24 protein-coding genes are annotated in these 23,542 nt (G+C 53.2%); 23 read left to right on the top strand and 1 reads right to left on the bottom strand.

Annotation, left to right across the window (positions count from 1 at the left end; all coding sequences use genetic code 11):
* Positions 1 to 309: 309 nt before the first annotated feature.
* The 21 genes from KGZ92_09800 (at position 310) to KGZ92_09700 (ending at position 19,940) form a co-directional block, all read left to right on the top strand.
* On the top strand, positions 310 to 912 hold the full coding sequence (locus KGZ92_09800) for a sigma-70 family RNA polymerase sigma factor (GenBank protein MBS3889556.1): 603 nt from the start codon (positions 310 to 312) through the stop codon (positions 910 to 912).
* Entirely contained in the window at positions 872 to 1,519 is a 648-nt protein-coding gene (locus KGZ92_09795; protein MBS3889555.1) for a hypothetical protein, read from the top strand. Before KGZ92_09800 ends, KGZ92_09795 begins: the two co-directional genes overlap by 41 nt.
* Positions 1,520 to 1,570: 51 nt before the next feature.
* Entirely contained in the window at positions 1,571 to 3,001 is a 1,431-nt protein-coding gene (locus KGZ92_09790; GenBank protein MBS3889554.1) for a tetratricopeptide repeat protein, read from the top strand.
* Positions 3,002 to 3,022: 21 nt separating this feature from the next.
* On the top strand, positions 3,023 to 3,838 hold the full coding sequence (gene cdaA / locus KGZ92_09785) for a diadenylate cyclase CdaA (GenBank protein ID MBS3889553.1): 816 nt from the start codon (positions 3,023 to 3,025) through the stop codon (positions 3,836 to 3,838).
* Positions 3,835 to 4,758, top strand: a complete 924-nt coding sequence (locus KGZ92_09780; GenBank protein ID MBS3889552.1) for a hypothetical protein — start codon at positions 3,835 to 3,837, stop codon at positions 4,756 to 4,758. The genes cdaA and KGZ92_09780 overlap by 4 nt, the downstream gene beginning before the upstream one ends.
* Positions 4,759 to 4,812: 54 nt before the next feature.
* The gene (locus tag KGZ92_09775; GenBank protein MBS3889551.1) at positions 4,813 to 6,147 is read left to right on the top strand and encodes a phosphoglucosamine mutase; all 1,335 of its coding nucleotides are present in this window, start codon (positions 4,813 to 4,815) and stop codon (positions 6,145 to 6,147) included.
* Positions 6,148 to 6,315: 168 nt separating this feature from the next.
* Positions 6,316 to 8,142 carry a glutamine--fructose-6-phosphate transaminase (isomerizing) gene (gene glmS / locus KGZ92_09770; GenBank protein ID MBS3889550.1) on the top strand — a complete coding sequence of 609 codons (1,827 nt, stop codon included), beginning with the start codon at positions 6,316 to 6,318 and terminating at the stop codon, positions 8,140 to 8,142.
* Between the two features lie 104 nt (positions 8,143 to 8,246).
* Entirely contained in the window at positions 8,247 to 8,597 is a 351-nt protein-coding gene (gene acpS, locus KGZ92_09765) for a holo-ACP synthase (GenBank protein MBS3889549.1), read from the top strand.
* A gap of 113 nt (positions 8,598 to 8,710) precedes the next feature.
* Positions 8,711 to 9,871, top strand: a complete 1,161-nt coding sequence (gene alr, locus KGZ92_09760) for an alanine racemase (protein ID MBS3889548.1) — start codon at positions 8,711 to 8,713, stop codon at positions 9,869 to 9,871.
* Positions 9,872 to 10,108: 237 nt separating this feature from the next.
* Positions 10,109 to 10,276, top strand: coding sequence for an antitoxin MazE (locus KGZ92_09755; protein ID MBS3889547.1), 168 nt, complete (start codon positions 10,109 to 10,111; stop codon positions 10,274 to 10,276).
* A gap of 1 nt (position 10,277) precedes the next feature.
* On the top strand, positions 10,278 to 10,628 hold the full coding sequence (locus tag KGZ92_09750; protein MBS3889546.1) for a type II toxin-antitoxin system PemK/MazF family toxin: 351 nt from the start codon (positions 10,278 to 10,280) through the stop codon (positions 10,626 to 10,628).
* Positions 10,629 to 10,731: 103 nt separating this feature from the next.
* The gene (locus KGZ92_09745; GenBank protein MBS3889545.1) at positions 10,732 to 11,724 is read left to right on the top strand and encodes a D-cysteine desulfhydrase family protein; all 993 of its coding nucleotides are present in this window, start codon (positions 10,732 to 10,734) and stop codon (positions 11,722 to 11,724) included.
* Positions 11,721 to 12,440, top strand: coding sequence for a gamma-glutamyl-gamma-aminobutyrate hydrolase family protein (locus tag KGZ92_09740; GenBank protein ID MBS3889544.1), 720 nt, complete (start codon positions 11,721 to 11,723; stop codon positions 12,438 to 12,440). Before KGZ92_09745 ends, KGZ92_09740 begins: the two co-directional genes overlap by 4 nt.
* An 87-nt stretch (positions 12,441 to 12,527) precedes the next feature.
* A complete protein-coding gene (locus tag KGZ92_09735) occupies positions 12,528 to 13,052 on the top strand; it encodes a hypothetical protein (protein ID MBS3889543.1) in 525 nt (174 codons plus the stop codon).
* 56 nt (positions 13,053 to 13,108) lie between these two features.
* The gene (locus KGZ92_09730) at positions 13,109 to 13,402 is read left to right on the top strand and encodes a hypothetical protein (protein MBS3889542.1); all 294 of its coding nucleotides are present in this window, start codon (positions 13,109 to 13,111) and stop codon (positions 13,400 to 13,402) included.
* A gap of 171 nt (positions 13,403 to 13,573) precedes the next feature.
* Positions 13,574 to 15,403, top strand: coding sequence for a glutamate mutase L (locus tag KGZ92_09725; protein ID MBS3889541.1), 1,830 nt, complete (start codon positions 13,574 to 13,576; stop codon positions 15,401 to 15,403).
* A gap of 17 nt (positions 15,404 to 15,420) precedes the next feature.
* Positions 15,421 to 16,539, top strand: coding sequence for a hypothetical protein (locus KGZ92_09720; GenBank protein MBS3889540.1), 1,119 nt, complete (start codon positions 15,421 to 15,423; stop codon positions 16,537 to 16,539).
* A gap of 380 nt (positions 16,540 to 16,919) precedes the next feature.
* A complete protein-coding gene (locus KGZ92_09715; protein MBS3889539.1) occupies positions 16,920 to 17,366 on the top strand; it encodes a hypothetical protein in 447 nt (148 codons plus the stop codon).
* Between the two features lie 89 nt (positions 17,367 to 17,455).
* Positions 17,456 to 18,235 carry a MerR family transcriptional regulator gene (locus KGZ92_09710; protein ID MBS3889538.1) on the top strand — a complete coding sequence of 260 codons (780 nt, stop codon included), beginning with the start codon at positions 17,456 to 17,458 and terminating at the stop codon, positions 18,233 to 18,235.
* Positions 18,236 to 18,429: 194 nt separating this feature from the next.
* A complete protein-coding gene (locus KGZ92_09705; protein ID MBS3889537.1) occupies positions 18,430 to 19,053 on the top strand; it encodes an SDR family oxidoreductase in 624 nt (207 codons plus the stop codon).
* Between the two features lie 53 nt (positions 19,054 to 19,106).
* Positions 19,107 to 19,940 (top strand): SDR family NAD(P)-dependent oxidoreductase, encoded by an 834-nt coding sequence (locus KGZ92_09700; protein ID MBS3889536.1) that lies wholly within the window; start codon positions 19,107 to 19,109, stop codon positions 19,938 to 19,940.
* Between the two features lie 77 nt (positions 19,941 to 20,017).
* Here the strand turns inward: KGZ92_09700 and KGZ92_09695 are convergent, their stop codons facing one another.
* Entirely contained in the window at positions 20,018 to 22,045 is a 2,028-nt protein-coding gene (locus KGZ92_09695; protein MBS3889535.1) for a S9 family peptidase, read from the bottom strand.
* Positions 22,046 to 22,221: 176 nt separating this feature from the next.
* Between KGZ92_09695 and KGZ92_09690 the strand changes: the two genes are divergently transcribed.
* Together KGZ92_09690 and KGZ92_09685 are read left to right on the top strand one after the other, a co-directional pair.
* Entirely contained in the window at positions 22,222 to 22,413 is a 192-nt protein-coding gene (locus KGZ92_09690; protein ID MBS3889534.1) for a hypothetical protein, read from the top strand.
* A 430-nt stretch (positions 22,414 to 22,843) separates the two neighbouring features.
* Positions 22,844 to 23,533: a hypothetical protein gene (locus KGZ92_09685; GenBank protein ID MBS3889533.1), complete on the top strand. Its 690-nt coding sequence runs from the start codon at positions 22,844 to 22,846 to the stop codon at positions 23,531 to 23,533.
* Positions 23,534 to 23,542 lie beyond the last annotated feature (9 nt).

Raw genomic sequence — 23,542 nt, 5'->3', positions numbered from 1 at the left:
GACTTCGTTCTTCTGGGCAATCGAAAATTTTGCGGAGTTATATGCAAGGCCTAGTTTCGTCTAAATAACGGAATTTAGGCCTTTTTGCCGCAAAACTTCCGATTGGACCCTTTTAGAACCGTCCCCTTTGTCGGGGGGCGGTTCTTTGGCTTTACTAGTCGGCTTTGCCACCGGGCAACGTGAGCACTTAGCGAATGGCCGTACCTGTCGCAAAGAGACGCTTTCCTGCCATTATGGCAGGAATTTCGTGTAACTTTGCGAATATAGATGCGTAGTATAGATTAGCGGCAGGAATGAGGTCTGTAGCGGGTGGATTTAGTGGAAAAGTCACTGGTCAGTAGAGCCAAGCAAAGAGACATTCATGCTTTTGCCGAATTAGTGGAACTCTATAAGGACCGCATGGTATCCTTTCTCTTTCGTATGACAGGCAATCGTGAAGATGCCTATGATCTAGCGCAGGATGTCTTCCTCAAGGTCTACAGCAACTTTCACGCCTTTGACAGCAACATGCGTTTTTCACCCTGGCTCTACCGCATTGCGCAGAATCTCGCCATTGATTTTTTGCGCCGCAAAAAGAAAATAGTATACTTAGATGAGCCCTTGAGCGGCGACGATGATCGCGTCTGGCAGCTTGAGAGTAGCGATCCTTTGCCCGAAGAAGTGGCAGAGTTTAAGGATTTAGAAGGCGCGCTCGAGCGAGCCTTGCTTCAGTTGAACCCACTTTATCGTATGGTCTTGGTGCTACGCTTTGTGGAGGACTTGTCTTATGAAGAAATAGCCAATATACTCAGTGTCCCCTCTACCACTGTCAAGACGCGGCTACATCGCGCGCGCGAAGCGCTGCGGCAGCTCTTGGTGGAGCAGGGCTACTATGAAGAATCCCAAGGGGGTAAGAGATATGGACTGCAGTAAGTACCGCCAACTCGCTCTAGAGCAAGATACTACAGCACTACCTAGAGGCCTTGTCGCGGCGATGAATGAACACGCCTGCAGTTGTGCGCCCTGCCAAGGCTATGTCGCGCAACTTAGGGAGATTGAGCAGGGTCTCAAATGCATAACGAGTGTCAAAGCCCCCGCTGATTTTACCCGCTCCCTTATTAAGTGCTTACCGACTACAGAGAGATTTAGTAACTCGTGGTTGCCCTGGCGAGCGGTCGGCGTGGCAGCGATTATGCTCTTGTTTTTTGGCTTTCCAACGTATATGTTAGTAGAGCACCCGCAGCCTTTTGTTGAGTCTACTGACGCACGCGCCGCTGTGCACATTGTCGGGCAAAGCGTCATTGTCCCTGAAGATGTAGTTGTGAGTGGCGACCTGAGGGTCTACCATGCATCGCTCCGGGTGCTAGGTCGAGTGGATGGAAATATTTATCTTATTTCGAGCGAGCATACTCTAGGCGAACAGGGCAGGGTGCAAGGGCAGGTTGTGCGACAGACGCATTTGCCATGGGACAAATTTGTCTTTGGTTTCCGTAACATCAGTCAAGAATTGCGCTCCTACTTAAGAGGGGCGTGGCGTTAGCCACTTCGCAGAGTTACTATCAAGCAAGGCGGCATATAGGAGGTCTAGTGTTTGGGGCAGAAATTTTCCGCAGAACAGATCGAACAAGTTATCGAGGCGTGCCGTAAGGCCTTGTCTGTCGACCCCAAGAATGGGGCAGCGCATCATGATTTAGCGGTGGCCCTCATGCAGGGGCACCAGTTTGAACAAGCCGTAGAGCACCTGCGTCAAGCCGTGCAGCATGATCCTAAACGTATATTAAGCCATTACCTTTTAGGCGTCGCCTATGCCGAGCAAAATCAGCTTGACGACGCCATTTCGGCATGGAAAAAAGTAGTCGAGCTTGATAAGCGTCACGCCACGGCGCACTACTTTCTGGGCAAAGTCTATGCCATGCGTGGCATGCTAGATGGTGCCCTACATCACTTGCGCAAAGCTACGGCGATTGAGCCAGACAGTAGCAATTTCCTTTACACTCTGGCCGAGGTATATGTTCTTAAGGGTGAACTTGCTAAGGCACAAAGCGAGTGGCAGAAAGTAGCCGAGGCCAATCCACAAGAGGTTAAGGCGCGCGTAAATCTCTGTGCAGTGAGTTTGGACTTAGGCGAATATGAGAACGCTCTGAAATATGGCCAGCAGATTTTAGAGCTAGGTCGTGATGACGCGCGAGCGCGCTTTAACATGGGGCTCTCTAGCCTCTGCCTAGGGCAGCTAGAGCAGGCCTTGCTTCATTTGCAACGTGCTCATGAGTTAGAACCGAAAGATTTCGATATTCTCATGAGCCTAGGCGAGGCTTATGACCGCGCCGACAAGCCCGCGCCAGCCTTTGCCGCCTGGCAGCAAGCCAGCGAGCTTAACCCCGAGAGCCCGCACCCCTATTTTAACTTTGGGCAGTCGCTTATGCGCCGCGAGAGGCTTGACGAAGCCCTAGTCGAGTGGGACAAGGCCCTTAGGCGCGATGCCGCTTACCTGCCAGCGCTGCTCGCCAAAGCGAATGTCCTAGCGCAGCAGGGCAAACTCGAGGCGGCAGGCGAAACTTGGCGCGCCATCTTGCAGTTAGACGAAAACAACCACTACGCTCGCCTAAACTTGGTCGGCATCTTGCTACGCCTAGAGAGATTTGCCGAGGCTCTAGAAATGTGTGAGTTGCCCCTGCACCCTGATATTAGTGCCGAAGAGAGCGCAAAGCTACCGCTCGCTGACTTCGCCTTGTTCAAGGGGTTAGCATTACTCTCGCTCGGACAAAAGAAACAGGCCGAAGAAATGCTCCTCGAAGCACTCCGCGCTGACCGCAAAGTCTTTAGTCGCCAAGCCACTCGCCTAGGGGAGCTATGTGACAAAGATCAGTTAGAGGTATGGTATCAGCAAGCCGCAGGCCCAGAAAAAGAAGTCTATGAGCTAGTCAGGGAGGCTCTGAGTGGTCAAGTGCAAGTAAGTACAGGCAGCCTGCCAGAGCGAGGCAATGGTTTTTGGGCGAGGCTGCTCAGCAAATTGCGCCACTGACCCGAAAGGAACGGAGACGCTATGTGGGCAACTCTAGAACAGATTCTGCTCGAGGTGCGTATCCTCGACCTACTGGAGATAGCCATTTTGTACTATGTGTTTTACAGGCTCATTCTGTTACTACGGCACACGCGAGCCGTACAGCTTATTAAGGGCGTAGTAGTGCTTTTAGGAGCTACTCTCCTTAGCGACAGTCTCCGCCTGACAACCCTTAACTGGATATTAAGTAGGGCCATTTCAGCGCTTTTTATCGCCATACCTCTTCTGTTCTGGCCCGAACTGCGACGGGCCTTAGAGCACTTAGGTCGTACTAAGTTTTTGGGCAAAGGGTTTAGCCTTATGACGGCCACGGACCAGACACCGGTAGCGGCGGCAATTGCGCAGGCTGCCGGTGCACTTAGCAAGAGCAGTACGGGGGCGCTGATTATTATTGAGCGGGAAAGTGGCCTTTCGGAGTATTCGGATACAGGCGTCCGCATTGACGCGGTAGTTACACCCGAGCTGTTGTTCAATATCTTCGTGCCCAATACCCCGCTGCACGACGGGGCAGTTATTATTCGCCAAGGGCGTCTTTCAGCGGCGGGCTGTTACCTGCCCCTTTCTTCCAATCCCGAAATTGAGCAAGAACTAGGTACCCGCCATCGCGCTGCCCTTGGCCTCACCGAGGAAACAGACGCTTTGGCGGTAGTAGTGTCTGAAGAAACAGGCTCTATTTCCTTGGCGCAAGGCGGAGAGCTTGCCCGCCATCTCGACCTCGCCGAGCTCGAGCGCCGGCTACACGCGGCCCTGCCCGCCACCCAAGCAACTTCTATTTTTTCGTGGGGGGCGAGAGTGTGAACAGGCGCGATATAGGCACCCACGTCTTGGCGATAGGTTTAGCCCTCGTACTATGGTTCTATGTGCAATCCACCCAAGTTCGCGTACAACCAGAAGATATTCCGGTGCAGCGTTTTCCTGCGGTGACGCTTGAAGTTCGCAATCGCCCCGCCGACCTAGAGCTAGTCAGCGCTATCGTCCCGACAGTTTCTCTGACCGTGCGCGCCCCGGACGAGGTATTGGCGGCGGTCACGGCGCGTGACCTTATTGTCTACATCGACCTGCGCGGTCTTCGAGCGGGCAGCAATCAGTTGGCGGTGCGCGTCGACGCGCCCGCGGGTTTAGAAGTGGTCGGTGTGTCTCCGGCACGGGTGGAAGTCATGCTCGAACCGGTCACCGCTGTGAATCTTCCGGTGTCGCTCGTGCTGCGAGGCACTCTAGCCCCGGGGTATTTTGCGGCCCCAGGCGTGGTAGGTCCGGCTAGTGTCACCGTTTTTGGGGGGAGCACTGCCGTAGGGCAGGTGGTTCCGGTAGTTGTAGAGGTAGATGTTACCGGCAAAACCTCTACCATAGAGAGTAGTCGTGTGCTGGAGGCCAAGGATTCCTTAGGGCAGGTGGTGCCAAAGGTCACCCTTAACCCCCCGAGCATACAGTATGTGCAGCCCATATACCCCATCAAGGTTCTGCCACTGCGGTTCGTTGCTGTGGGGCGGCCGGCTCCCCTTGTGCAAAGCGTGCGACTAGAAAGTGCGACCGCCACAGTAGAGGTCGCCGCACCGCCCGAGGTCTTAGCGGGGCTTTCTGAGATAGTCATAGAAGTTAACATCGAGGGGACAGCGGAGGACGAGACCCGAGAGGTAGTTGTGGGCGTGCCCAGAGGGACTTTCTTAGTGTCGTCGCCCACGGTAAGCGTGCAGCTGCTCGTGACCAAAAGCCCTTAGTGGTTTATTTGTCTTTTTTCGTCAGTTGTGGTTCAATGGAAAGGAGCATCTCTTATGCGCATATTTGGTACGGACGGAGTAAGAGGCAAGGCTAATACGGAGCTCACACCCGAGTTGGCTTTGCGTCTAGGTAGAGCAACAATTGCTGTGTTAAACGATAGTTCATCTCGCGCAGTAGTCTACATGGCGAGAGATACACGCATCTCAGGCGACATGCTAGCGTCGGCCTTTGCCGCCGGGGTTTTGTCCGCTGGGGCGGATGTAGTAGATTTAGGGGTCTTGCCCACGCCGGCTTTAGCCTATATTACGCGGCTAGGTCAGGCTACAGCTGGTGTCATGATCTCGGCCTCGCACAACCCGGCCATAGACAACGGCATTAAGCTATTTACGCGAGATGGGTATAAGCTGCCCGATGCCGTCGAGGACGAAATCGAACGCCAGGTACAGGCAGCGTGTGGCCGCGAAAGAGTAGCGGGGGATAAAGTGGGTCGGATGTTTCGCGGTGATACTGAGCAAGAGGCCTATGTAGATTACTTGTTAAAGATAGCGGACCTTGATCTAACGGGGGTAAAAATCGTCGTCGATGCGGCGCATGGTGCCGCCTTTGATGTGGCGCCGCGGGTACTGACCATGCTAGGTGCCGAGGTAGTGCCGCTTAACATTTCTCCCGATGGCGTAAATATCAATGTAGAATGTGGGTCTACTTACCCGGCCGCCATGGTGCAAGCCGTCCTCGCGCATGGTGCACAGGTGGGGCTCGCTTTTGATGGCGACGCCGACCGATTAATCGCCTGCGATGCGCGGGGCCAGCTACTAGATGGCGACGATCTCCTGCACATTTGTGGGCTGCTCCTCAAGGCCGAGAAGAGCCTCACCCATAACTTGGTGGTGGCCACGGTCATGAGCAACTTTGGTCTTGACGCCTGCCTGAGGCGAGAAGATATAGGTATTACGCGTTCTGCGGTTGGCGATAGGTATGTCTTGCAAGAAATGAAGCAAGTAGGCGCAGTTTTGGGGGGAGAGCAGTCGGGGCATTGCATCTTTCTTAATCACAGCACTACGGGCGACGGTCTGTTGACCGCGGTGATGCTGCTTAAGGCCACTTTTGGCCGCGGCGTGTCACTAGAAGCGTTGGCAGATAAGCTAGAGCGATTTCCGCAGATACTACTTAATGTCCCCGTCAGGGACAAAAAGGCCAGCATGGAGCATGGCGCGGTAAAGGAGGCGATAGTTAGGGCAGAGAATATGGTAGGAACAGAGGGTAGGGTCTTGGTGCGGCCTTCAGGCACTGAGCCGCTCGTGCGGGTCATGGTCGAGGCCAGGACAAAAGAGCTCGCTTCGCAAGCAGCGAGCGTCGTAGTTGATGTGCTATCTAGCGTAAGCGCCTGAGCCTTAGCAGTAGCTTGAGGCTGACGAGGTGGGGGTTTATCGATTATCGGCGGATGCCCTCCAGCCATTAGGGGTGGCTGTAAACCCTCTTTGAAAACGGCCGAGCAATCGGGCGGACAAAATAGGGGTACCCTAGTTTAATTATGTACTGAAATGGAGAGTTGCGGCATGTGTGGAATCGCCGGCTACGTAGGCGCGAGAAGCGCGCAAGATGTGGTACTTGATGGTTTACGACGGTTAGAATACCGTGGATATGACTCGGCAGGCTTAGTCTTACACAAGAACGGCAAGCTTCATCTAGAAAAATATGCGGGGAGACTTTCCGTTCTAGAAAACAAGGTCTCTGGCAATGGCCTGACTAAGGCGCACCTAGGCGTCGGGCACACCCGCTGGGCCACCCATGGCGCCCCGACGGATGACAATGCTCATCCGCACATGGGTTGCGGAGGCAAGTTTGCCGTGGTGCATAACGGCATTATTGAGAACTACGCCGAGCTGCGGCGTGAGCTAAGAAGTCGCGGGCACGAGTTCTTTTCGGAGACCGACACCGAGGTCATCCCCCACCTGATCGAAGAAGAGTACGCGGGTGACTTAGGCCAGGCGGTGGCGCAAGCGGCCAAGCGCATGCAGGGGGCGTTCGCTATCGCCGTGGTGTCTGAGCATGACCCCCTGACCTTGGTGGCCTATCGCCAGTATAGCCCCTTAATTATTGGTCTGGGCGAGGGAGAGAATTTTCTGGCTTCAGACATTCCCGCCTTACTGCCCTACACTCGTCAGACGGTAGTGCTAGAGGATGGAGATTTAGCCGTCCTAACCGCCGGTGAGGTTAAATTCTACAATGGCGGACAAGAGATCAAGAAAGAAACGCTCTACATCACTTGGGATGAAGTAGCTGCTGAAAAGGCAGGTTACTCACACTTCATGCTTAAAGAGATTCATGAGCAGCCGCGAGCCTTGCGCGACACTGTTTCGCCGCGCCTACTCGACGACCAAACCACTCTCGCCGAGGAAATTGGGCTGACCAAGGAGCTGATTGACTCCGTTAAGCGAGTGGTAATCGTGGCCTGTGGCACTGCCTACCATGCTGGGCTAGTGGGCAAGAACCTAATTGAAAAGCTCGCTCGTCTGCCAGTGGAAGTCGATGTGGCGTCAGAGTTTCGTTATCGCGAACCGATTCTTGACCCGAGCGACTTAGTAATCATCATCAGTCAATCGGGCGAAACAGCCGATACTCTGGCCGCACTGCGGGAGGCCAAGAGGCAAAAGTGTCGTGTGGTCGCCATCACTAACGTTGTCGGCAGCTCGGTCGCGCGGGAGAGTAGGCATGTGCTCTACACTTGGGCGGGGCCAGAGATAGCGGTAGCCTCCACTAAGGCTTACACAACCCAGTTAGCGGCCTTAACGCTGATGGCCGTTCATATCGGTTTGGCTCGGGGTGCCATTTCCTCCTCGCGAGCGGGTGAACTTCTCGCCGGACTTAAGGCTATACCCAGTCTAGTAGAAGAAATTCTTGCTCAGGCCGACGCCATACGCGATGTCGCGCTAAGGCTCTCCCAAAGTGAGAGCGTCTTTTTCATCGGACGTGGCCTAGACTACAGCGTGGCCCTCGAAGGAGCCTTAAAGCTTAAAGAAATCTCCTACATTCACGCCGAGGCTTATGCCGCTGGCGAGCTCAAGCATGGCACCCTCGCGCTCGTCTCACCGCAGACACCTGTCATATGTCTGTTCACGCAGCAACATTTGCAGGAGAAAATGGTGAGCAATGTCGAGGTAGTGAGGGCTAGGGGTGCGCGCACCTTTGTAGTGACAAATTGCAGCCCCCATGTCACAGAAACTTTGCATGATGTAGAAATTCGCCTGCCAGGCCTTGACCCCCTACTAGCGCCTATTCTCGCCGTTATACCACTGCAACTGATTGCCTACTATGCGGCAGTGGCGCGCGGAGCCGATGTCGACAAGCCGCGTAATCTGGCCAAAAGCGTAACTGTTGAGTAGAAGCCGCACAGGGCTGCCCCGACGCGGGCAGCCCTGTCTCCATAGCGATTTTGCGGTAGAAGGAACAAGATCCGAGTCTTCGAGCGGGGGGAGGTAGTATTCAAATGCTGGGTATAGGCATAGATATCACCAGTGTGGACCGCATTACCGCATTAAACAGCAGGTATGGTCAGCGTTTCATTAACAAAGTGTTGGCTAGTGGTGAGAGCTTTGCTAGTATGGAGTCCCTGGCTGGCCTTTGGGCGGCCAAAGAAGCTGTGGTTAAAGCCATGGGCACGGGCTACCTTGGCTTTGGCCCCCAAAGTATATGCATTACCCCTGATTCCTTTGGTGCGCCAGAGGTGCTACTAAGGGGCCAGGCAGCCACCCTAGCAGAGCAGCGGGGTATCAGCCGTTTCATGGTTACCATTTCGCACGCCGAGGGTTTGGCGGTGGCCTGCGCCGTAGCCCTCTAATGCAGGTGTTCGCGGCCGGCCTAATATGCACTAAGGATTTTTCTACGGCCATAGTTGTGTATAATGTGAAGTAGTAAGAGCAGGGGCGAGAGCAGTATATGAGGGGAGATTAAATAGTGCACGCTTATCGCCACACCGTGGCAGACATATCTTTAGATAATATCTCTTACAATACGCAAGCAGTGCGCAACCTGTTGTCTAGCCAGACAGAGCTTATGGCGGTGGTGAAAGCAGCCGGCTACGGGCATGGCGCGGTAGAGGTAGCGACTACAGCACTCGCCGCGGGGGCGACTAGCCTAGGTGTAGCTATAGTGGAAGAAGCAGTCGAGCTTAGGCGCGCGGGTATCGGCGTACCCATCCTTATACTTGGGCACATGCCCACAGAGTGTGCCGAGCAGGTGGTCAAACTAGGGCTGACCGCCACAGTCTTTGATCGCGAGTCGGCGCAAGCCCTGTCTACTGCCGGAACACGGCTAGGGCGCAAAGCGCGCGTGCATGTCAAAGTAGATACGGGCATGGGCCGAATAGGAGTAAGACCAGTAGATGCGCTGCCTTTCGTCGAGCTCATCTCCCACCTGCCTTCTCTCTTGGTCGAGGGCATCTTCACCCATTTTGCTGCTTCCGACGCGGTCGATTTGTCCGGGGCCAGGGCGCAACTCGCGCTTTTCGAGGGAGTTTGTGCCCGTTTAGAAATCAAGGGCTATCGTTTACAGCGCCATGCCGCTAACACGGCGGCCATTATGGCCTTGCCAGAAAGCCACCTCGACATGGTGCGTTTAGGAATAGGCCTTTATGGACTGTATCCTGCGGCCCATCTCAAGGCGAGAGTAGCCCTCCGCCCTGCGATGTCACTGCGTTCTAGGCTTTCTTACGTGAAGTGGGTTGCAGACGGTACGCCGATTGGTTATGGCGGTACCTACGTGGCCAAGGGGCAGCGGCTCATCGCCACCGTACCAGTGGGCTATGCCGACGGCTACTCACGGCGGCTTTCTAACCAGGGGTATGCCCTTTTGCACGGCAGAAAAGTGCCCCTAATCGGCAGGGTCTGCATGGATCAGTGTATGTTTGATATTACTGACTCTCCTGCGGTGGCAGGTGACGAAGTTGTGCTCTTCGGGTCGCAGGGGCTAAGTGAAGTATCTGTGGATGAAGTGGCTCTCCTCATGGGCACCATCAACTATGAAGTGACCTGCCTCATCGGTCACCGCGTGCCACGTCTCTACTGGCGACACCGCCAACTTATCTCTACGCGGTCTTTCCTTTCGCGCGGGTAATTTCTGCGCCGGCCAGATAAGCTCGCCGGGCATGTATGAACAGCGGATTTGTTGACACACTTATATTAGCGTATATATAATCGGTATAGATGTACGCTTGTCCACGAGCGAAAGAGGTGTGTCAGTTTGGCAGTAACGAAGCGTATTATGATTACCTTACCCACTAGTTTGCTCGAGGAAGTTGACGGTTTTGTGCAAGAGGTCAAGGGTAATCGTAGCGAGCTCATTCGTGCAGCCATGCGCCTGTACCTAGAAACACAGAAAAGACGCCGTATTCATGACGCCCTAAAGCGTGGTTACTTGGAGATGGCCGAGGTGAATCTGCATATTGCGAGAGAGAGTTTTATGCTAGAGAGTGAGGCCATGGAAATCCTGCCTAGGAGAAAGGTGTCTGGAGTGAACTAGGTTGATTATCAAGCGAGGCGACATTTTCTATGCCGACCTGAGCCCTGTGGTGGGCTCGGAACAAGGTGGGGTTCGACCGGTTCTCATTGTGCAGAACGATGTGGGCAACAAGTACAGTCCCACCGTAGTGATTGCCGCGATAACCTCGCAAATAGACAAGGCCCGCCTACCGACACATGTCGAGTTGACTGCCGATGATACTGGCTTAGAGAGAAACTCCGTCATTTTGCTAGAGCAGGTTCGCACGATAGATAAACAGCGCCTTACCCATAAAATTGCCCATCTCGATAATGAAGCTATGGAGAGAGTAAATGCTGCCCTAGGTATATCGCTCGGTCTGACCCCTTTTTGACAGCACCTAAGTCGCAGGACTTAGGTTTTTGTATCTTGACGGCAGGGATGAGGTCTATAAAGCGAGAAGATGGTGGGGAGAAAGTCATAGGGAGTGTGGTAAATTGCTAGAGCAACTGTCTAGGGTGAAATTAACTTTCCTGCCTACGGCCCTCGAGCCCTTGCCTCGCCTTGGAGAGCGCCTCGGCGTAGAGCTCTACATTAAACGTGACGACAATACGGGCTTGGCCATGGGGGGCAATAAAGCTCGCAAATTGGAGTTCTTACTGGGCGACGCCCTCGACAAGGGAGCCGATGTGCTCATTACCACCGGTGGTCCCCAGAGTAACCACTGTCGCATGACCGCGGCTGCCGCCGCTAAGGCGGGGCTTGGTTGTCACTTGGTTCTCTCTAGTGCCACGCTAACCGAGCGGCAGGGCAATCTCTTCTTGGGGGAGCTTTTGGGTGCCGAGCTTCATTTTGCTGGTTCAGATGAAACCCAAGTTGTCGAAGCCAAGATGGAGGAAGTAGCAGGAGAGCTACGGGCTCGCGGTAGGAGACCTTACCTCATACCTTTGGGCGGCTCTAACGCCATCGGTGCCGTGGGCTACATCGCCGGCATAACAGAAGTTATCGCCCAGTCGGCGTCAAGCGGCCTTACTTTTGACTACATTGTGCATGCCTCTGGCTCGGCTGGTACGCAGGCGGGGCTCTTGGCGGGGGCTAAAGTGCATGAGCTACCGCTCGCGATCATTGGCATTAGCGTCAGCAGGCCAAAAGAGCGACTCAGGAGAGAAGTCTACGAGCTATGCCAGGCCATTCTCGCTCACGCCCAAGTAAGTAAAGAGATAGATTCAGTCGATGTAGTGGTGTATGACGAGTATATTGGTGCCGGTTACGGGGTGCCTACTGAGGCGTCGTGCGCCGCACTCGCCACCTTTGCCACCTTAGAAGGCATTATTATTGATCCTGTCTATACTGCCAAGGCGGCGGCGGGTCTCATGGACCTAGTGCAGCGGGGGGTTATTCCGCGGGGTGCGAAGGTGCTTTTCTGGCACACGGGGGGAACTCCGGCACTCTTTGCTGACTCCGCCCTGCACTGGAGGGCCAAGTCATGAAGCCAGTTATAGGTCTAACTTGTTATCACGACTGGAAGGAGCAGCGTCATCGCCAGAACGACACCTATATCGAAGCCGTCAGAAAAGCGGGTGGTTTGCCGCTCTTGCTGCCCTGCCTGGCCGATTTAGCGGATATAGGCCAGCAGCTTGACCTAGTCGCGGGGCTACTAATCTGCGGGGGGCCCGATGTGGACCCGCTCTTCTTTGGCGAAGAGCCTGTCATAGGCATGGGCAATATTCATCCCGCTATGGATGCTTACGAAATTCCCTTGATTATCGAGGCGCTGGAGCGAGACATGCCCGTCCTTGGTATTTGCCGTGGGGTGCAGATGCAGAACGTCGCCTTGGGCGGCACCCTCATTCAACACATACCGCACGCGGTTACTAACTCCCTCCTGCACCAGCAACAAGCTCCACGCAGCTATAGAACACATAGTGTCAGAGTGGTTAGCGGCACAGGGCTAGCACGCCTCTTTCCTCGGGAGACACTCCGCGTCAACTCCTTTCATCATCAAGCGGTGGGCCAAGTTGCCCCGGGTTTTGTGGCTTCGGCCTTCGCCTTAGACGGAATCATCGAGGCGGTGGAGTCGGTGAACCATACCTTCGTCATGGGGGTGCAGTGGCATCCTGAGTGTATGTGGAATGAGGCAGAGAACTACGATCCCCTGTTTAACGCCTTGGTGGGGGCGGCGAGGAAGTACAAAACGCGTCGTTAAGGCAGCTCTCCACTGGTAAGCGTTCACTGTAGTGCTTGGCCTTCGGAAGTAGCCAAAGATATAATCAGCTAGGGGGCAGGTAGAGTAATGACCAAGAATAAGAATCAAAAGAATAGCAAGAGTAACAGTGCTTTAGCTACCGAAAAGAACAAGCAGAGTACAGGTGTGCAGTCCCTAGGGGATAAACTGCTGACTTGGTCAGTATTCCCCTTGTGGCAGGATGCGCGCCGGGGGAGGACCTTTCTTTTCACCGTCATGGCGTTTTTGAGCTTTATTTACCTCATCTATGGCGAGATGTTGTGGGTGGCTTTTGGTTTAGCCGTTATACTAGTCTCTTTTCACTCCTTTGTTCTGCCTTCCGAATACCAATTGACCACCAAGGGGGTCACCATTCGCACCGGGCTGTTTACTTTTTACCGCCCCTGGGAAGATTTTAAGTCAGCGCTCAAATTCCCTGACGGGATTCTACTTAATTTCTCGTACCGTGGTTTGCGCCGCCTTCTCGTGCCCGGCCAGTTCATCTACTATAGCAAGGATAACAAACTAGCGGTCGTCGCCATCATCGAGAAGCAAATGGCTCTGACAGCCAAAACGGCAGATAGTAAACCGTAACTTTACGGAGTAAGCTAGAGATAGAAGAGCTCTAAGAAAGGCAGGTGTATTTTGCAGTGACGACAAATTTTGAGATTACCCCCGAGCGTCGCGACGAGATTCTGTTGGCCGTCGTAGAAAGAATTGAGAAGTACGACATGATTACGCCATCGCTCTTTTTCTTACAAATGGGCAAGCCCATTTCCTTTGTGACTGGTCAAGCTCTATTTGCTTTTGCGCCCTTTGGCAGCCTCTTTGTCAAGGAGAAGCTGCTCGAAGAGCTCGCGCATCTCCTCTCGGATCGCGAAAACGTGGAGCGGCTGATGGTGATGCTCGAGACGCGCGAACAAGCGAAGAAGTCGGCCAAGTAGACGGTTTTTTCACGCTCTTCAGAGGAGCGTGTATTTTTTTGCACGGCAGAAGGAAACGCATATTTCTCGTCGTATTACTATAGTTTGTGGTCAATTTAGTTTGTGGTTGCTAAGGAACTTTGTTATAATCACAATGATTGAGAGTTTACCAAGAGGGGGATTAGTAACACTATGGAGCAGAGCCGCAAACTAAGGTCAATCCTAGCTACGGACTGCGGTAGCACAACCACCAAAGCCATTTTAATTGAGCTGGTGGATGGTGTTTACCGTCTTGTTTGCCGTGGTGAGGCGCCTACCACCGTTGAAGCTCCCTTTGAAGATGTAACTATGGGAGCGCGTAATGCCGTGCACGAGATCGAAGAGCTGATGGGCCGAACTTTTCAAGATGAAAATGGCATCATTACTCCTCAAAGAGACGACAAGGTAGGAGTAGATATATTCCTGTCCACAAGCAGCGCCGGTGGCGGCTTGCAGATGATGGTGGCCGGTGTCGTAAAGCAGATGAGCGCCGAGAGTGCCGAGCGGGCAGCCCTAGGCGCAGGCGCTATCGTTATGGATGTTATCGCCATTAATGATGGTCGCTTGCCTTACCAAAAGATTCAGCGCATCCGTCAGTTGCGCCCAGATATGATCCTCGTCTCTGGTGGCATTGACGGCGGCACGATTACTCATGTCGTTGAATTGGCGGAGCTTATCTCCGCTGCCGAGCCACGACCACGCTTAGGCATTGGCTTTAACTTGCCCGTCATCTATGCCGGAAATAAAGATGCTCGCCTGCATATCGAAAACACCCTTGGCGAGAAGACTGACCTCCGCGTGGTGGACAACCTTCGCCCGGTACTAGAGCGTGAAATGCTCGGCCCCGCACGCGAAGAAATACACAACCTCTTTATGGAGCACGTTATGGCGCAAGCACCCGGTTACAACAAACTCATGAGCTGGACCGAGGTGCCCATTATGCCTACACCCGGGGCAGTGGGTAAAATGATCGAGACTGTGGCTGCGCAAAAGAACATGACTGTAGTTGGTGTAGACATCGGTGGCGCGACTACCGACGTGTTCTCCGTCTTTGCCGACACCTTTAACCGCACCGTGAGCGCTAACCTTGGCATGAGTTACAGTATCTGTAATGTAATGTTGGAATCTGGCCTAGATAATATTATGCGCTGGATGCCCTTCGACATCGATGCGGCTGATTTGCGTAACCGCATTCGTAACAAGATGATTCGTCCGACCACCATTCCGCAGACCATGCAGGAGTTGGTCATTGAGCAAGCTATTGCGCGCGAAGCCTTGCGCTTGGCCTTCGAGCATCACAAGTCTTTAGCCATTGGTCTGCGCGGTGTGCAAGTACAGCGCGACATTGCCGAAGCCTTTGAGCAGTCTGGCTCTGGCGCCACACTAGTCGACCTTATGGGGCTCGGCATGATCGTGGGCTCGGGCGGCGTACTGTCTCATGCCCCTCGCCGCGTGCAAAGTGCTCTTATGATGCTTGACGCCTTCGTGCCTGAGGGCATCACAGAGCTCGCCGTCGACTCCATCTTTATGATGCCGCAGCTTGGTGTTCTCTCTAGCGTCAATGCCGAAGCTGCACAGCAAGTGTTCGACCGCGACTGCCTTATTCGTCTCGGCACGGCCATCGCACCCGTTGGTCAAGCCAAAGAGGGCGATGAGTGCGTGACAGTGAAGTTGACCACCTCAAAAGGTAAAACCATTGAACACAAAGCGGTCTATGGTAGCATGCACCTAATCTCGCTCGAAGAAGACGAGACAGCTGACTTAGTGGCCCGCCCTGCACGCGGCTTTGACCTCGGCAAAGGCAAGGGGCATGAAGTTCAAGCCAAAATCTTGGGCGGCGTCGTAGGAGTTATTATCGACGCACGTGGACGTTGCCCGCTTGGGCTACCAGCAGACAAGAACAAGCGGATTGCCAAGCTAGTTGAGTGGTACAAGGCTCTTGACGCCTATCCCATGGACATACTACAGAAGTACCTTGGTTAAGGGAGGATTGAACATCAATGGCTAGTGCATACACTCCGGGACTACTGGTTACCGAGTCAATATTGGTCAAGAAGCGCCGTCGCCTCCCCATTCTCGGGGAAGTAACGGTAAAGCTTGGCGACATTGTCAAGCCTCACGACATAGTTGCTAGCACCTACATTCCGGGTGACCCAGATACAGTAAATGTAGCCAACCACATTGGGGTTGAAGGCGACGAGATCTTAGAGTTTATGCTCAAGAAAAAGGGCGACAAAGTGACAAAAGGCGAAGTTATCGCCAGAAAGTCCTCCTTCTTTGGCCTCTTTAAGTCTTCTGTAGAGTCTCCTATCGACGGTACGGTAGACAATATCTCTTCCGTAACTGGGGTAGTAACCTTGCGCAAACCTGCCGTGCCTGTCAACGTTCCCGCTTACATCCACGGGCGCATTACCGAAATTATGCCGCGCGAAGGCGTGGTAGTAGAGACGCCAGCTGCGCTCATCCAAGGCATCTTCGGCGTGGGCGGCGAAACACAGGGCGCCTTAGTGATGGTAGCTAAGAAGAACAGCGACATCCTAAGTGGCGACAAGCTTAAGCCCGAGCACAAAGGCAAAGTAGTAGTGGGGGGTTCTCTCGTTACCGCAGACGCTTTGCGCAAGGCTTCGGAGCTAGGTATAGCCGGCATCGTAGCTGGCGGCATCATCGACAAAGACTTGATTGAGTACCTCGGGCATGACATCGGCGTGGCTATTACCGGCGCCGAAGACATCCCCCTCACCCTTGTCTTAACCGAAGGTTTTGGTCAGATCAACATGGCGGACCGCACCTTTAACTTGCTTAAGAGCCTAGACGGCAAGGTAGCCAGCATTAACGGCGCCACACAGATTCGCGCCGGCGTTATGCGCCCAGAGATTATTGTGCCACTAGAGCACCTCGTCAAAGCGACTGAAAGAAGCACCGAATCCGGCATGATTGCCGGCACCCCCGTGCGCATCATTCGCGAGCCATACTTCGGCAAGCTCGCCACAGTGCATACCCTGCCCCCAGAGCTTCACGTTATCGAGACTGGCGCCAAAGTGCGTATTATGACAGCCAAGCTAGACAGCGGCGAAATTGTCACCATCCCCCGCGCCAATGTCGAGCTTATAGAAGGCTAGAAGCAGAAGTAGAATATAGTTCCTAAAGAACCGGCTGAGTCGCTTATCGCGGCTAGGCCGGTTCATTCTTTTTCCGACACCTGGCGTCGCGGTAGCGACAGAGGGGACGGTTCTTTTTGTCGGAATTGCGCGACAAAAAGAACCGTCCCCTCTGTCGCAGAAATAAATCTTGACATTGGTGGCGGGCAAACTATAGTCATTATAGTAACTTCTACTAGAAATGAGGCGGGGACGGGCATTGTACGAACTGTTGCTCGTTCTGCCGGACTGTAAACCACGCCGAGGTCTGTCGCACTCTTCCGGTAAATTGCTTTTGCCTGGGATAGTACAAATTTTGCTAAGGTATGGCGTTGTTCATATAACAGGAGGTGACTTCATCCATGGTAATTTGTACGGGAGGCATGGGGCTAGAATTATGGCAGGTAATGCTGATGCTGATAGGTGCTGGTGCTATCGTCCTCATAACAGTTTTTATCCTGCGAGAGCTGGTACGTAGTGGGCGCGTGGAAAAAGACGCGAGCGATGCCAAGAAACTTGAGACAAGGAGACGAGGAGGAAGGATTGGCACCTCATGTTGGGTGGCTAGCGTTGCGATGCTTTTGGCGGTGCAGAGGGATTTAATTGAGGCGGCTGTTCCTTGGCATGAGCTATTAATGGTAATTGGTACGGGGGCAGTGGCATTTGCGGCAACTGAGCTCATGTGGGTGTGGTGCCGCAAGCAAGAAGCAAGAAGCAAGAAGCAAGAAGCAAGAAGCAAGAAGCAAGAAGCAAGAAGCAAGAAGCAAGAAGCAAGAAGCAAGAAGCAGGAGAGAGGTAACGTTTATTAACCACAGAGTGCATAGAGTATTAGAGTTGGTATCGTTATCATCCCACCTGTGTTTGTCGGCGAGCACATTGTAGTGAGGGGAGCGCAATAGTGATCAGAGAAAAACTAACAATTGGACAACTTGCCAAGTGTGCAAATGTATCGGTGCGGACACTGCAGCATTATGATCAAATTGGGTTGATGAGGCCATCTGAAAGTAGTGAAAGCGGTAGGCGAATTTATCAGGCGAAAGACATTACGAAGCTCCATCAGATTATGTATTTAAAATCCTTGGGATTTTCCTTGGAAGATATAAAGGACAAAATAATCCCGGTAAACGGTTCAGATGATGTTGTGCATCTGTTGAGTCAGCAAGCCGAGGTTATCTGTAATAAAATTGAAAGATTACAGAAGGTCGTGGAGTCCATCAAAATGCTGAAAACTGAAATCAATATGAAGCAGGAAGTAGACTGGAATAAGTATTCGAGCATGGTAAGGCTGATACAAGAAAATTGTGGGTATTACTGGGTGGTCAATTATCTCGACAAAAAAGTCATCGGCCATTTACTAGAGCAACAGGGGAGAGACAAAGAGATTCTACCAGGTTGGTGGAGAGATATATTCGAGAGCGCAATCTCGCTAGAAGAAAGTGGAGTTCTTCCAGAAAGCGCGGAGGGACAGCGCTTAGCGGAGCAATGGTGGAAGCAGATGCAAGAACTGAGTGACGGAAAACTAGACATCATCAACAAAATGGTGGATTTTTACTACAGCGCAGAGCAATGGCCTGAAGAATTCAAGACCATGCAGCAGAAAGCCCAACCATTTATAGAGAGGGCTTTTTTGCACTACATGGAAAAAAACAACATAGAATTGCCTGAAAGAGGCGTGTAAGCTGTAGCTTCGATGCTAAGGCAGTAGTGTCCTGCCGCAATCCTCCCGTGGCTAATTTCAGGCCCCTCTTTGGCCTTAGACAAAGTGGGGGCAGAACCTGGACGCAATGCTCTTGATTGTGACGTTACGTCGTGTTGTATGATGTTAAGCAAGAGCGAATTTCGTACCATGAATTTGCCATGAGGGGGATGAAAATGAAAATAGCCATTTTCGGGGCAACAGGAAAGACTGGTCTAGAACTTATCAAACGGGCACTTGACAGAGGTCACACCGTAACCGTGTTTGTCCGCGACCCGGCACGCCTACAAGATAGAAGGGGCGTTCTCAAAGTCTTTTCTGGCGACGTGCATGATGCCGCAAGCGTCGAACAATGTGTAAAAGATCAGGATGCGGTTATCTGTGCGTTAGGTTCTAAGGATCTCTTCAAAAACAGTAAAATTCGCACCAACGGCACCATCAACATCATCAGAGCGATGAAAAAGTGGGGAGTGCCGCGGCTTGTTGTCATGTCTGCGATGGGTGTTGGCGATAGCTGGAGCTCCTTGTCACTGATTAACAAGCTCTTTTTTGCCATCCTCATGCCTGCAGCGCGCGAGGACCACGAATCGCAAGAGGCAGAAGTCAAAGCTAGCGGCTTGGACTGGACAATCATACGACCTAGCGGGCTCAAAGACACTCCACATACTGGTGTGTATTTGGTTGGCGAAAACATTCGTGCCAAGACTGCGCAGATTTCTAGAGGTGATGTGGCAGACTTGATGTTGCTTGCCTTGGAAAATAACACCTATACCCACTCGGCTTTAACCATTACCAACTAAAAGTATGGGTCGGAAAGGATGACGGCAAGAAATATCGTAAAAGGAGCATTAGCTTGAAGCAACCACTAAAAGACAAGGTTGTAGTGATAACTGGTGGTGCTGGCGGTCTTGGTCTGGCTCTAGCGAAGGAAGCAGTAGCGCTTGGGGCAAGCTTGGCACTGCTTGATTTGAATCTGGATGCGCTCCATGAAGCAGAAAGGAACCTTAAAGACTTGTTTCCCGCGGTACAAGTTTCCCTTCACCCCATTGATATCAGTCAGCCAAGTCTCTGGGTAAAAACAAGTGCTGACATTTTGGCAGTCCATGGCGCAATCGACATTCTGATCAATAATGCGGGCATCACTTTGGCACCACAGCCGATCGAAAATATACAGTCGACTTTGTATGACAGGGTGGTAGCTGTTAATCTACTGGGAGCAATATATGCTGTAAGAGCCTGCTTGCCTCTGATTCTAAAGTCTCCCCAAGGTGGCGTGATTAACATCGGCAGCCTCGCCGGGCAAATTGGCCTTTATGGGTACAGTCCATACTGCGTGAGCAAATTCGGTTTGCGTGGTCTGGGTGAAGGCTTGCAGATGGAGTTTGTTGGCACAGCGCACCGCTGTCTTAACGTCTATCCGGGAGGAATTAAGACCAACATCATGAAAAATGCCCTCGGCATGGCCGAAGACAAGCGTGAGGCGATGCATCGGTCATTCATTAAACAAGCATCAATTGGGCCTGAACAAGCAGCTAAAAATGTCTGGCGGGCTTACTTAGGTGGGCAGCTAAACCTGATTATGGGCTTAGATGCATGGGTAATCATATTGATACGCAAGTGTTTGGGTAAATGGGGACTAAAATTGTTAAAAAAGGCCTTCGACTTCCAAGCTCAGTCGGTCAAGTAAGACCTAAGCGACAGAGGGGACGGTTCTTTTTGTCGGAATTGCGCGACAAAAATAACCGTCCCCTCTGTCGCAGTGCTCTAGCGACGCCGGTGATACTCAAACCAAGCTATCTGCCGCGTAAGTTTGTCTAGTCGATGCAGGGGGCGCTTGAGCCCATGGGACTCGCCTGGGTAGCGAATCAGCACCGCATCCTTACCCTGTCTTTTTAGTGCTGTGTAGAATTCCTCGCTCTGGCTGACGGGGCAGCGCAAGTCGTTCTCGCCGTGCATCAACATAAAGGGCGTTTCGACTCGGTCAGCAAAAGTGACGGGGGACGAGCGGAGCATCTGGGGGGCGCTTTCCCAAGGCGAGCCGCCGTATTCGCGCTCGTCGGCCAAGGTGATGTCGGAGGTGCCGTAGCCACTAAGCAGGTTAGACACCGGTGCCCCGGCGCAAACAGCGTTAAACTCGGTGGTCCTGGTGACCAGCCAGCAAGCGAGATACCCGCCGTAAGACCAGCCTTGGGCGAACAATTTCGACTGGTCGATAACCCCGCGCGCGTTCACCGCCTTGACACCGGCCAAGACATCGCCGCAGTCGAGGTCGCCCCAGTTGCCATCGATAATATCAGCGAAACGCTGACCATAGCTCTCGCTTCCCCGTGGGTTAGTCAGGAGCACGGCATAGCCTAGAGCCGCAAAGACTTGGGCATCGAGCATAAAGCGTGGTCCATACCAGCCGTGGGGCCCGCCATGGATGAATAGCATCAGTGGGTGCACGGTCTGCTCTGCCTGATCTGGGGGTAACAAGAGCCACCCATCTAGCGCTTGTCCGTCCTCGCTGACAAAGGCAATGTGCTCGGCCGGAGCTAGCAGCAGCTCGGCCGTCGCCTGCATGTTGTGAGCGGTAAGCGCGCGTTCTGCGCCTTCGCGCGAGGCCCATATTTCTTCCAACAGGTCAAAGCGACCTTTAATGTAGGCTAGGGTCTTACCTGCCCCGGCCAAAGATAAATAGGAAGTCTGCTGCGCTGCCAGAAGGGCCTCCACAGTGCCATCTACTGACGCTGCATAGATGTGCACACAGCCTTGATCGGCGAGAGGGAACACAAATCTCTTCCCTTGCCAAAAGCCCCCCGGAAGCGCGGGCCTGTCGATGGGCTTGGTGACTGCTATCGCGTCACTATGTGCGCATCGATCTTGGCCAAAAAAAGGCAGCAAGTAGAGCCCTGTAGTGGTTGAGGTCGCGCTCTCCCCTGCGTGCCCGAGGAAACTTACATACTCTCCGCACGGAGAAAAGCGCGGGTTGCTAGTAGGGCTGGGTGCGGCGTACAGCAGCTCCTCGGTGCCCCCATCAACTGGAAACACCCACAGGTCGCGCGCGAGCACATAGTCTGCGTCTTTGCTGCGGCGCGCAGACGTTACGATGCAGCTTCCGTCGGGCGACACATCACAGCTTGTGTAGTCAAAATCCCCACTTGTGATCCGACGCCCTTCCGCTGGCAAGGGCGACTGCGGCGGCACGATAGGTACTTCGCGCACGAAGACATGTTCGCGCACGTCGCCGAAATACCCGCTGCCGTCGCGCCGGTAGCTAAAACGGGTTACTACCTTAACGAGGTTCTCTTTTTTGTCTGGCTCGGGCTGCTTGTCTGCGTGAGGTTTGTCGGCTAAGTGCTTTAGCCTGGCGGAGTCACCCTCCGGCGCGCCCGGGTAAGGTTGCCAGCCTTCCTCCTGACTAAAGACTTTGGCACTGTAAGCAAGGCGTGTGCCGCAAGGGAACCAACACAGGTTGCCGGCAACATTTTCTTCGGTCGTAAGTCGCCACGGCTCGCCCCCGAACGCTAGCTCGATGATGTAGATTTGGCTCTTGCCGTCACGCCCGGAAACAAAGGCGAGACGACTGCTATCAGGCGAGAAACAACCCTTGCCCTCCTTGCCGCCGTAGGTGAGGCGCCGACTGTTCCCGCTGCCAAATTCAAAGAGGTAGAGGTCCGTCTTACTCTCGTCCTTGTCTTGGTCGAGGCGAGTCACAGTATAGGCCACTAACTCCCCGTTCGGCGAGACAGCGATGTCACCCGGGTAAGCTAAGGCAAGTAGGTCGGGGGGAACTAGCATGCGTTTCTGCACAGGCCTCACTCCTCATTTTCACTTAGGGTCTTGTCAGATATTTCTCTGCCCCTTTCCGTACTCCTGCCTATCCTTGGCGGCGAAGCACTGATAGAGCAAGATGTCGCTCAGTTGTTACTATGTAGTAGGGAGGTAGCACACGCGGCAGGAAAGCATGGACGGATGTGGAATAGTTTATGAAAGCCGTAGGCACAGAAATTCCCCAGTTAGCGCGACTGCAACCATGTTGCACAAAGGATGAGGGAGTCGCCATGCAGGTGGAGACTTCAAACCACCCTAAACTGCTTCAGTCACAGGCTGAGGTGGTGAGCGTTAGGGGGAAAGTGGGGGCAGAGACTCCGGCAGGTGAGTACTGCGGAGACGAATAGAATTTCAATCAATACTGAAATTCCCCAAGGAATCTGAACCTTTGTTGAAGTATCGAAATATCAAGATGTCATCAAAAACAAGACGCTTATAAAGTGGAGGCGGAAGAAAGTACGGAATCTCCATAGGACACAAAGACATGAAGCATGCTGGATAAGTAAAGTCGCCCAGCGAGACGTAAAACTCTTTGCCCGCTGGAGTGCGTAAGGAGACTACCGCAAGCCAGATGACACGAGCCGGATGAATCGAGAGGCTCACGTCCGGTTGTGTGAAGGACTGGAGGGGGGCGCCCCAGTCTGCTCGGCGATTAGTTTAGTTGATTGGTTCGATTGATTGTCAGAATGTAATAAAGAATTATGTCAAAATGTGCTTGACAGTCCGGAGGGGGGTGAGGTAAAATTTAGCTAATGTTTGAGAATGGGGCAAGATTGGATGAAAGCGTGTTTAGTTGTAGTCCTTTCTTTGGTGATTTTGGTAAATACCATCATGATTCCTGTTGCTAGAGCTGAGTCAGCCGTAGGTACAGTCGAGTGCCTTATAGCATCTCTGATGCAGAACAGCACATATCTGGCAATTCGGGAGTCGCTCAGCCGTGAGGGTACAATGTTAATAGACCCGCGTGTTGCACACCGGGGCAACGTGGACATCATTGCGTTTAGCACTAACAACCCGGATTTGTCTACAGTATTGGTGGTTGTTGATGCTGCCCGTCAAGTGCGTGATATGGTCGCAGTGCAGAGGGGCGGAATGCAATCAGGAAACGAAGTAAGCGCAAGTAGCGCTACCGACGGAATAACGGCGGTTAGCCTCCTCACAGGTGTTGCCAAGGAGGTCGTAACCGCGAGCCCGGAGTTAGAGGGGGTTCATGTTGGGTCTCTTGTAGTCATGTTTGGGGTAGTATTGTGGCAAACCACGCAGTGGATGGTTCTTTATCAAGTAGGCTTGCATAGTTGGCAGGCAGCTATGGTGCTCTCTATTGCATGGGGTACCGCGCTCGCGTATATCGATCATCATGGCAACATTTGCCCCAATGTAGTATGGAAATTCCACACCGAACAAATTACGCTAGGGCATAGCGTTGTTCATGTGTGTCCGCATACCGGATTAGTCACTGTGCCCTGAATAAGGGGC

The organism is Bacillota bacterium (genome assembly GCA_018333655.1).
In the GTDB taxonomy this organism is placed as follows: domain Bacteria; phylum Bacillota; class UBA994; order UBA994; family UBA994; genus BS524.
The sequence above is the reverse complement of the archived record's forward strand: the minus strand, read 5'-3'. Positions and strand labels throughout refer to the sequence as shown.

Coding starts and splice junctions, on each gene's coding strand:
- KGZ92_09795 (MBS3889555.1), top strand. CDS start 872: ATGAAGAATCCCAAGGGGGTAAGAGATATGGACTGCAGTAAGTACCGC.
- cdaA (MBS3889553.1), top strand. CDS start 3,023: ATGTGGGCAACTCTAGAACAGATTCTGCTCGAGGTGCGTATCCTCGAC.
- KGZ92_09775 (MBS3889551.1), top strand. CDS start 4,813: ATGCGCATATTTGGTACGGACGGAGTAAGAGGCAAGGCTAATACGGAG.
- glmS (MBS3889550.1), top strand. CDS start 6,316: ATGTGTGGAATCGCCGGCTACGTAGGCGCGAGAAGCGCGCAAGATGTG.
- acpS (MBS3889549.1), top strand. CDS start 8,247: ATGCTGGGTATAGGCATAGATATCACCAGTGTGGACCGCATTACCGCA.
- KGZ92_09755 (MBS3889547.1), top strand. CDS start 10,109: ATGCGCCTGTACCTAGAAACACAGAAAAGACGCCGTATTCATGACGCC.
- KGZ92_09740 (MBS3889544.1), top strand. CDS start 11,721: ATGAAGCCAGTTATAGGTCTAACTTGTTATCACGACTGGAAGGAGCAG.
- KGZ92_09735 (MBS3889543.1), top strand. CDS start 12,528: ATGACCAAGAATAAGAATCAAAAGAATAGCAAGAGTAACAGTGCTTTA.
- KGZ92_09725 (MBS3889541.1), top strand. CDS start 13,574: ATGGAGCAGAGCCGCAAACTAAGGTCAATCCTAGCTACGGACTGCGGT.
- KGZ92_09720 (MBS3889540.1), top strand. CDS start 15,421: ATGGCTAGTGCATACACTCCGGGACTACTGGTTACCGAGTCAATATTG.
- KGZ92_09715 (MBS3889539.1), top strand. CDS start 16,920: ATGGTAATTTGTACGGGAGGCATGGGGCTAGAATTATGGCAGGTAATG.
- KGZ92_09705 (MBS3889537.1), top strand. CDS start 18,430: ATGAAAATAGCCATTTTCGGGGCAACAGGAAAGACTGGTCTAGAACTT.
- KGZ92_09690 (MBS3889534.1), top strand. CDS start 22,222: ATGAAAGCCGTAGGCACAGAAATTCCCCAGTTAGCGCGACTGCAACCA.
- KGZ92_09685 (MBS3889533.1), top strand. CDS start 22,844: ATGAAAGCGTGTTTAGTTGTAGTCCTTTCTTTGGTGATTTTGGTAAAT.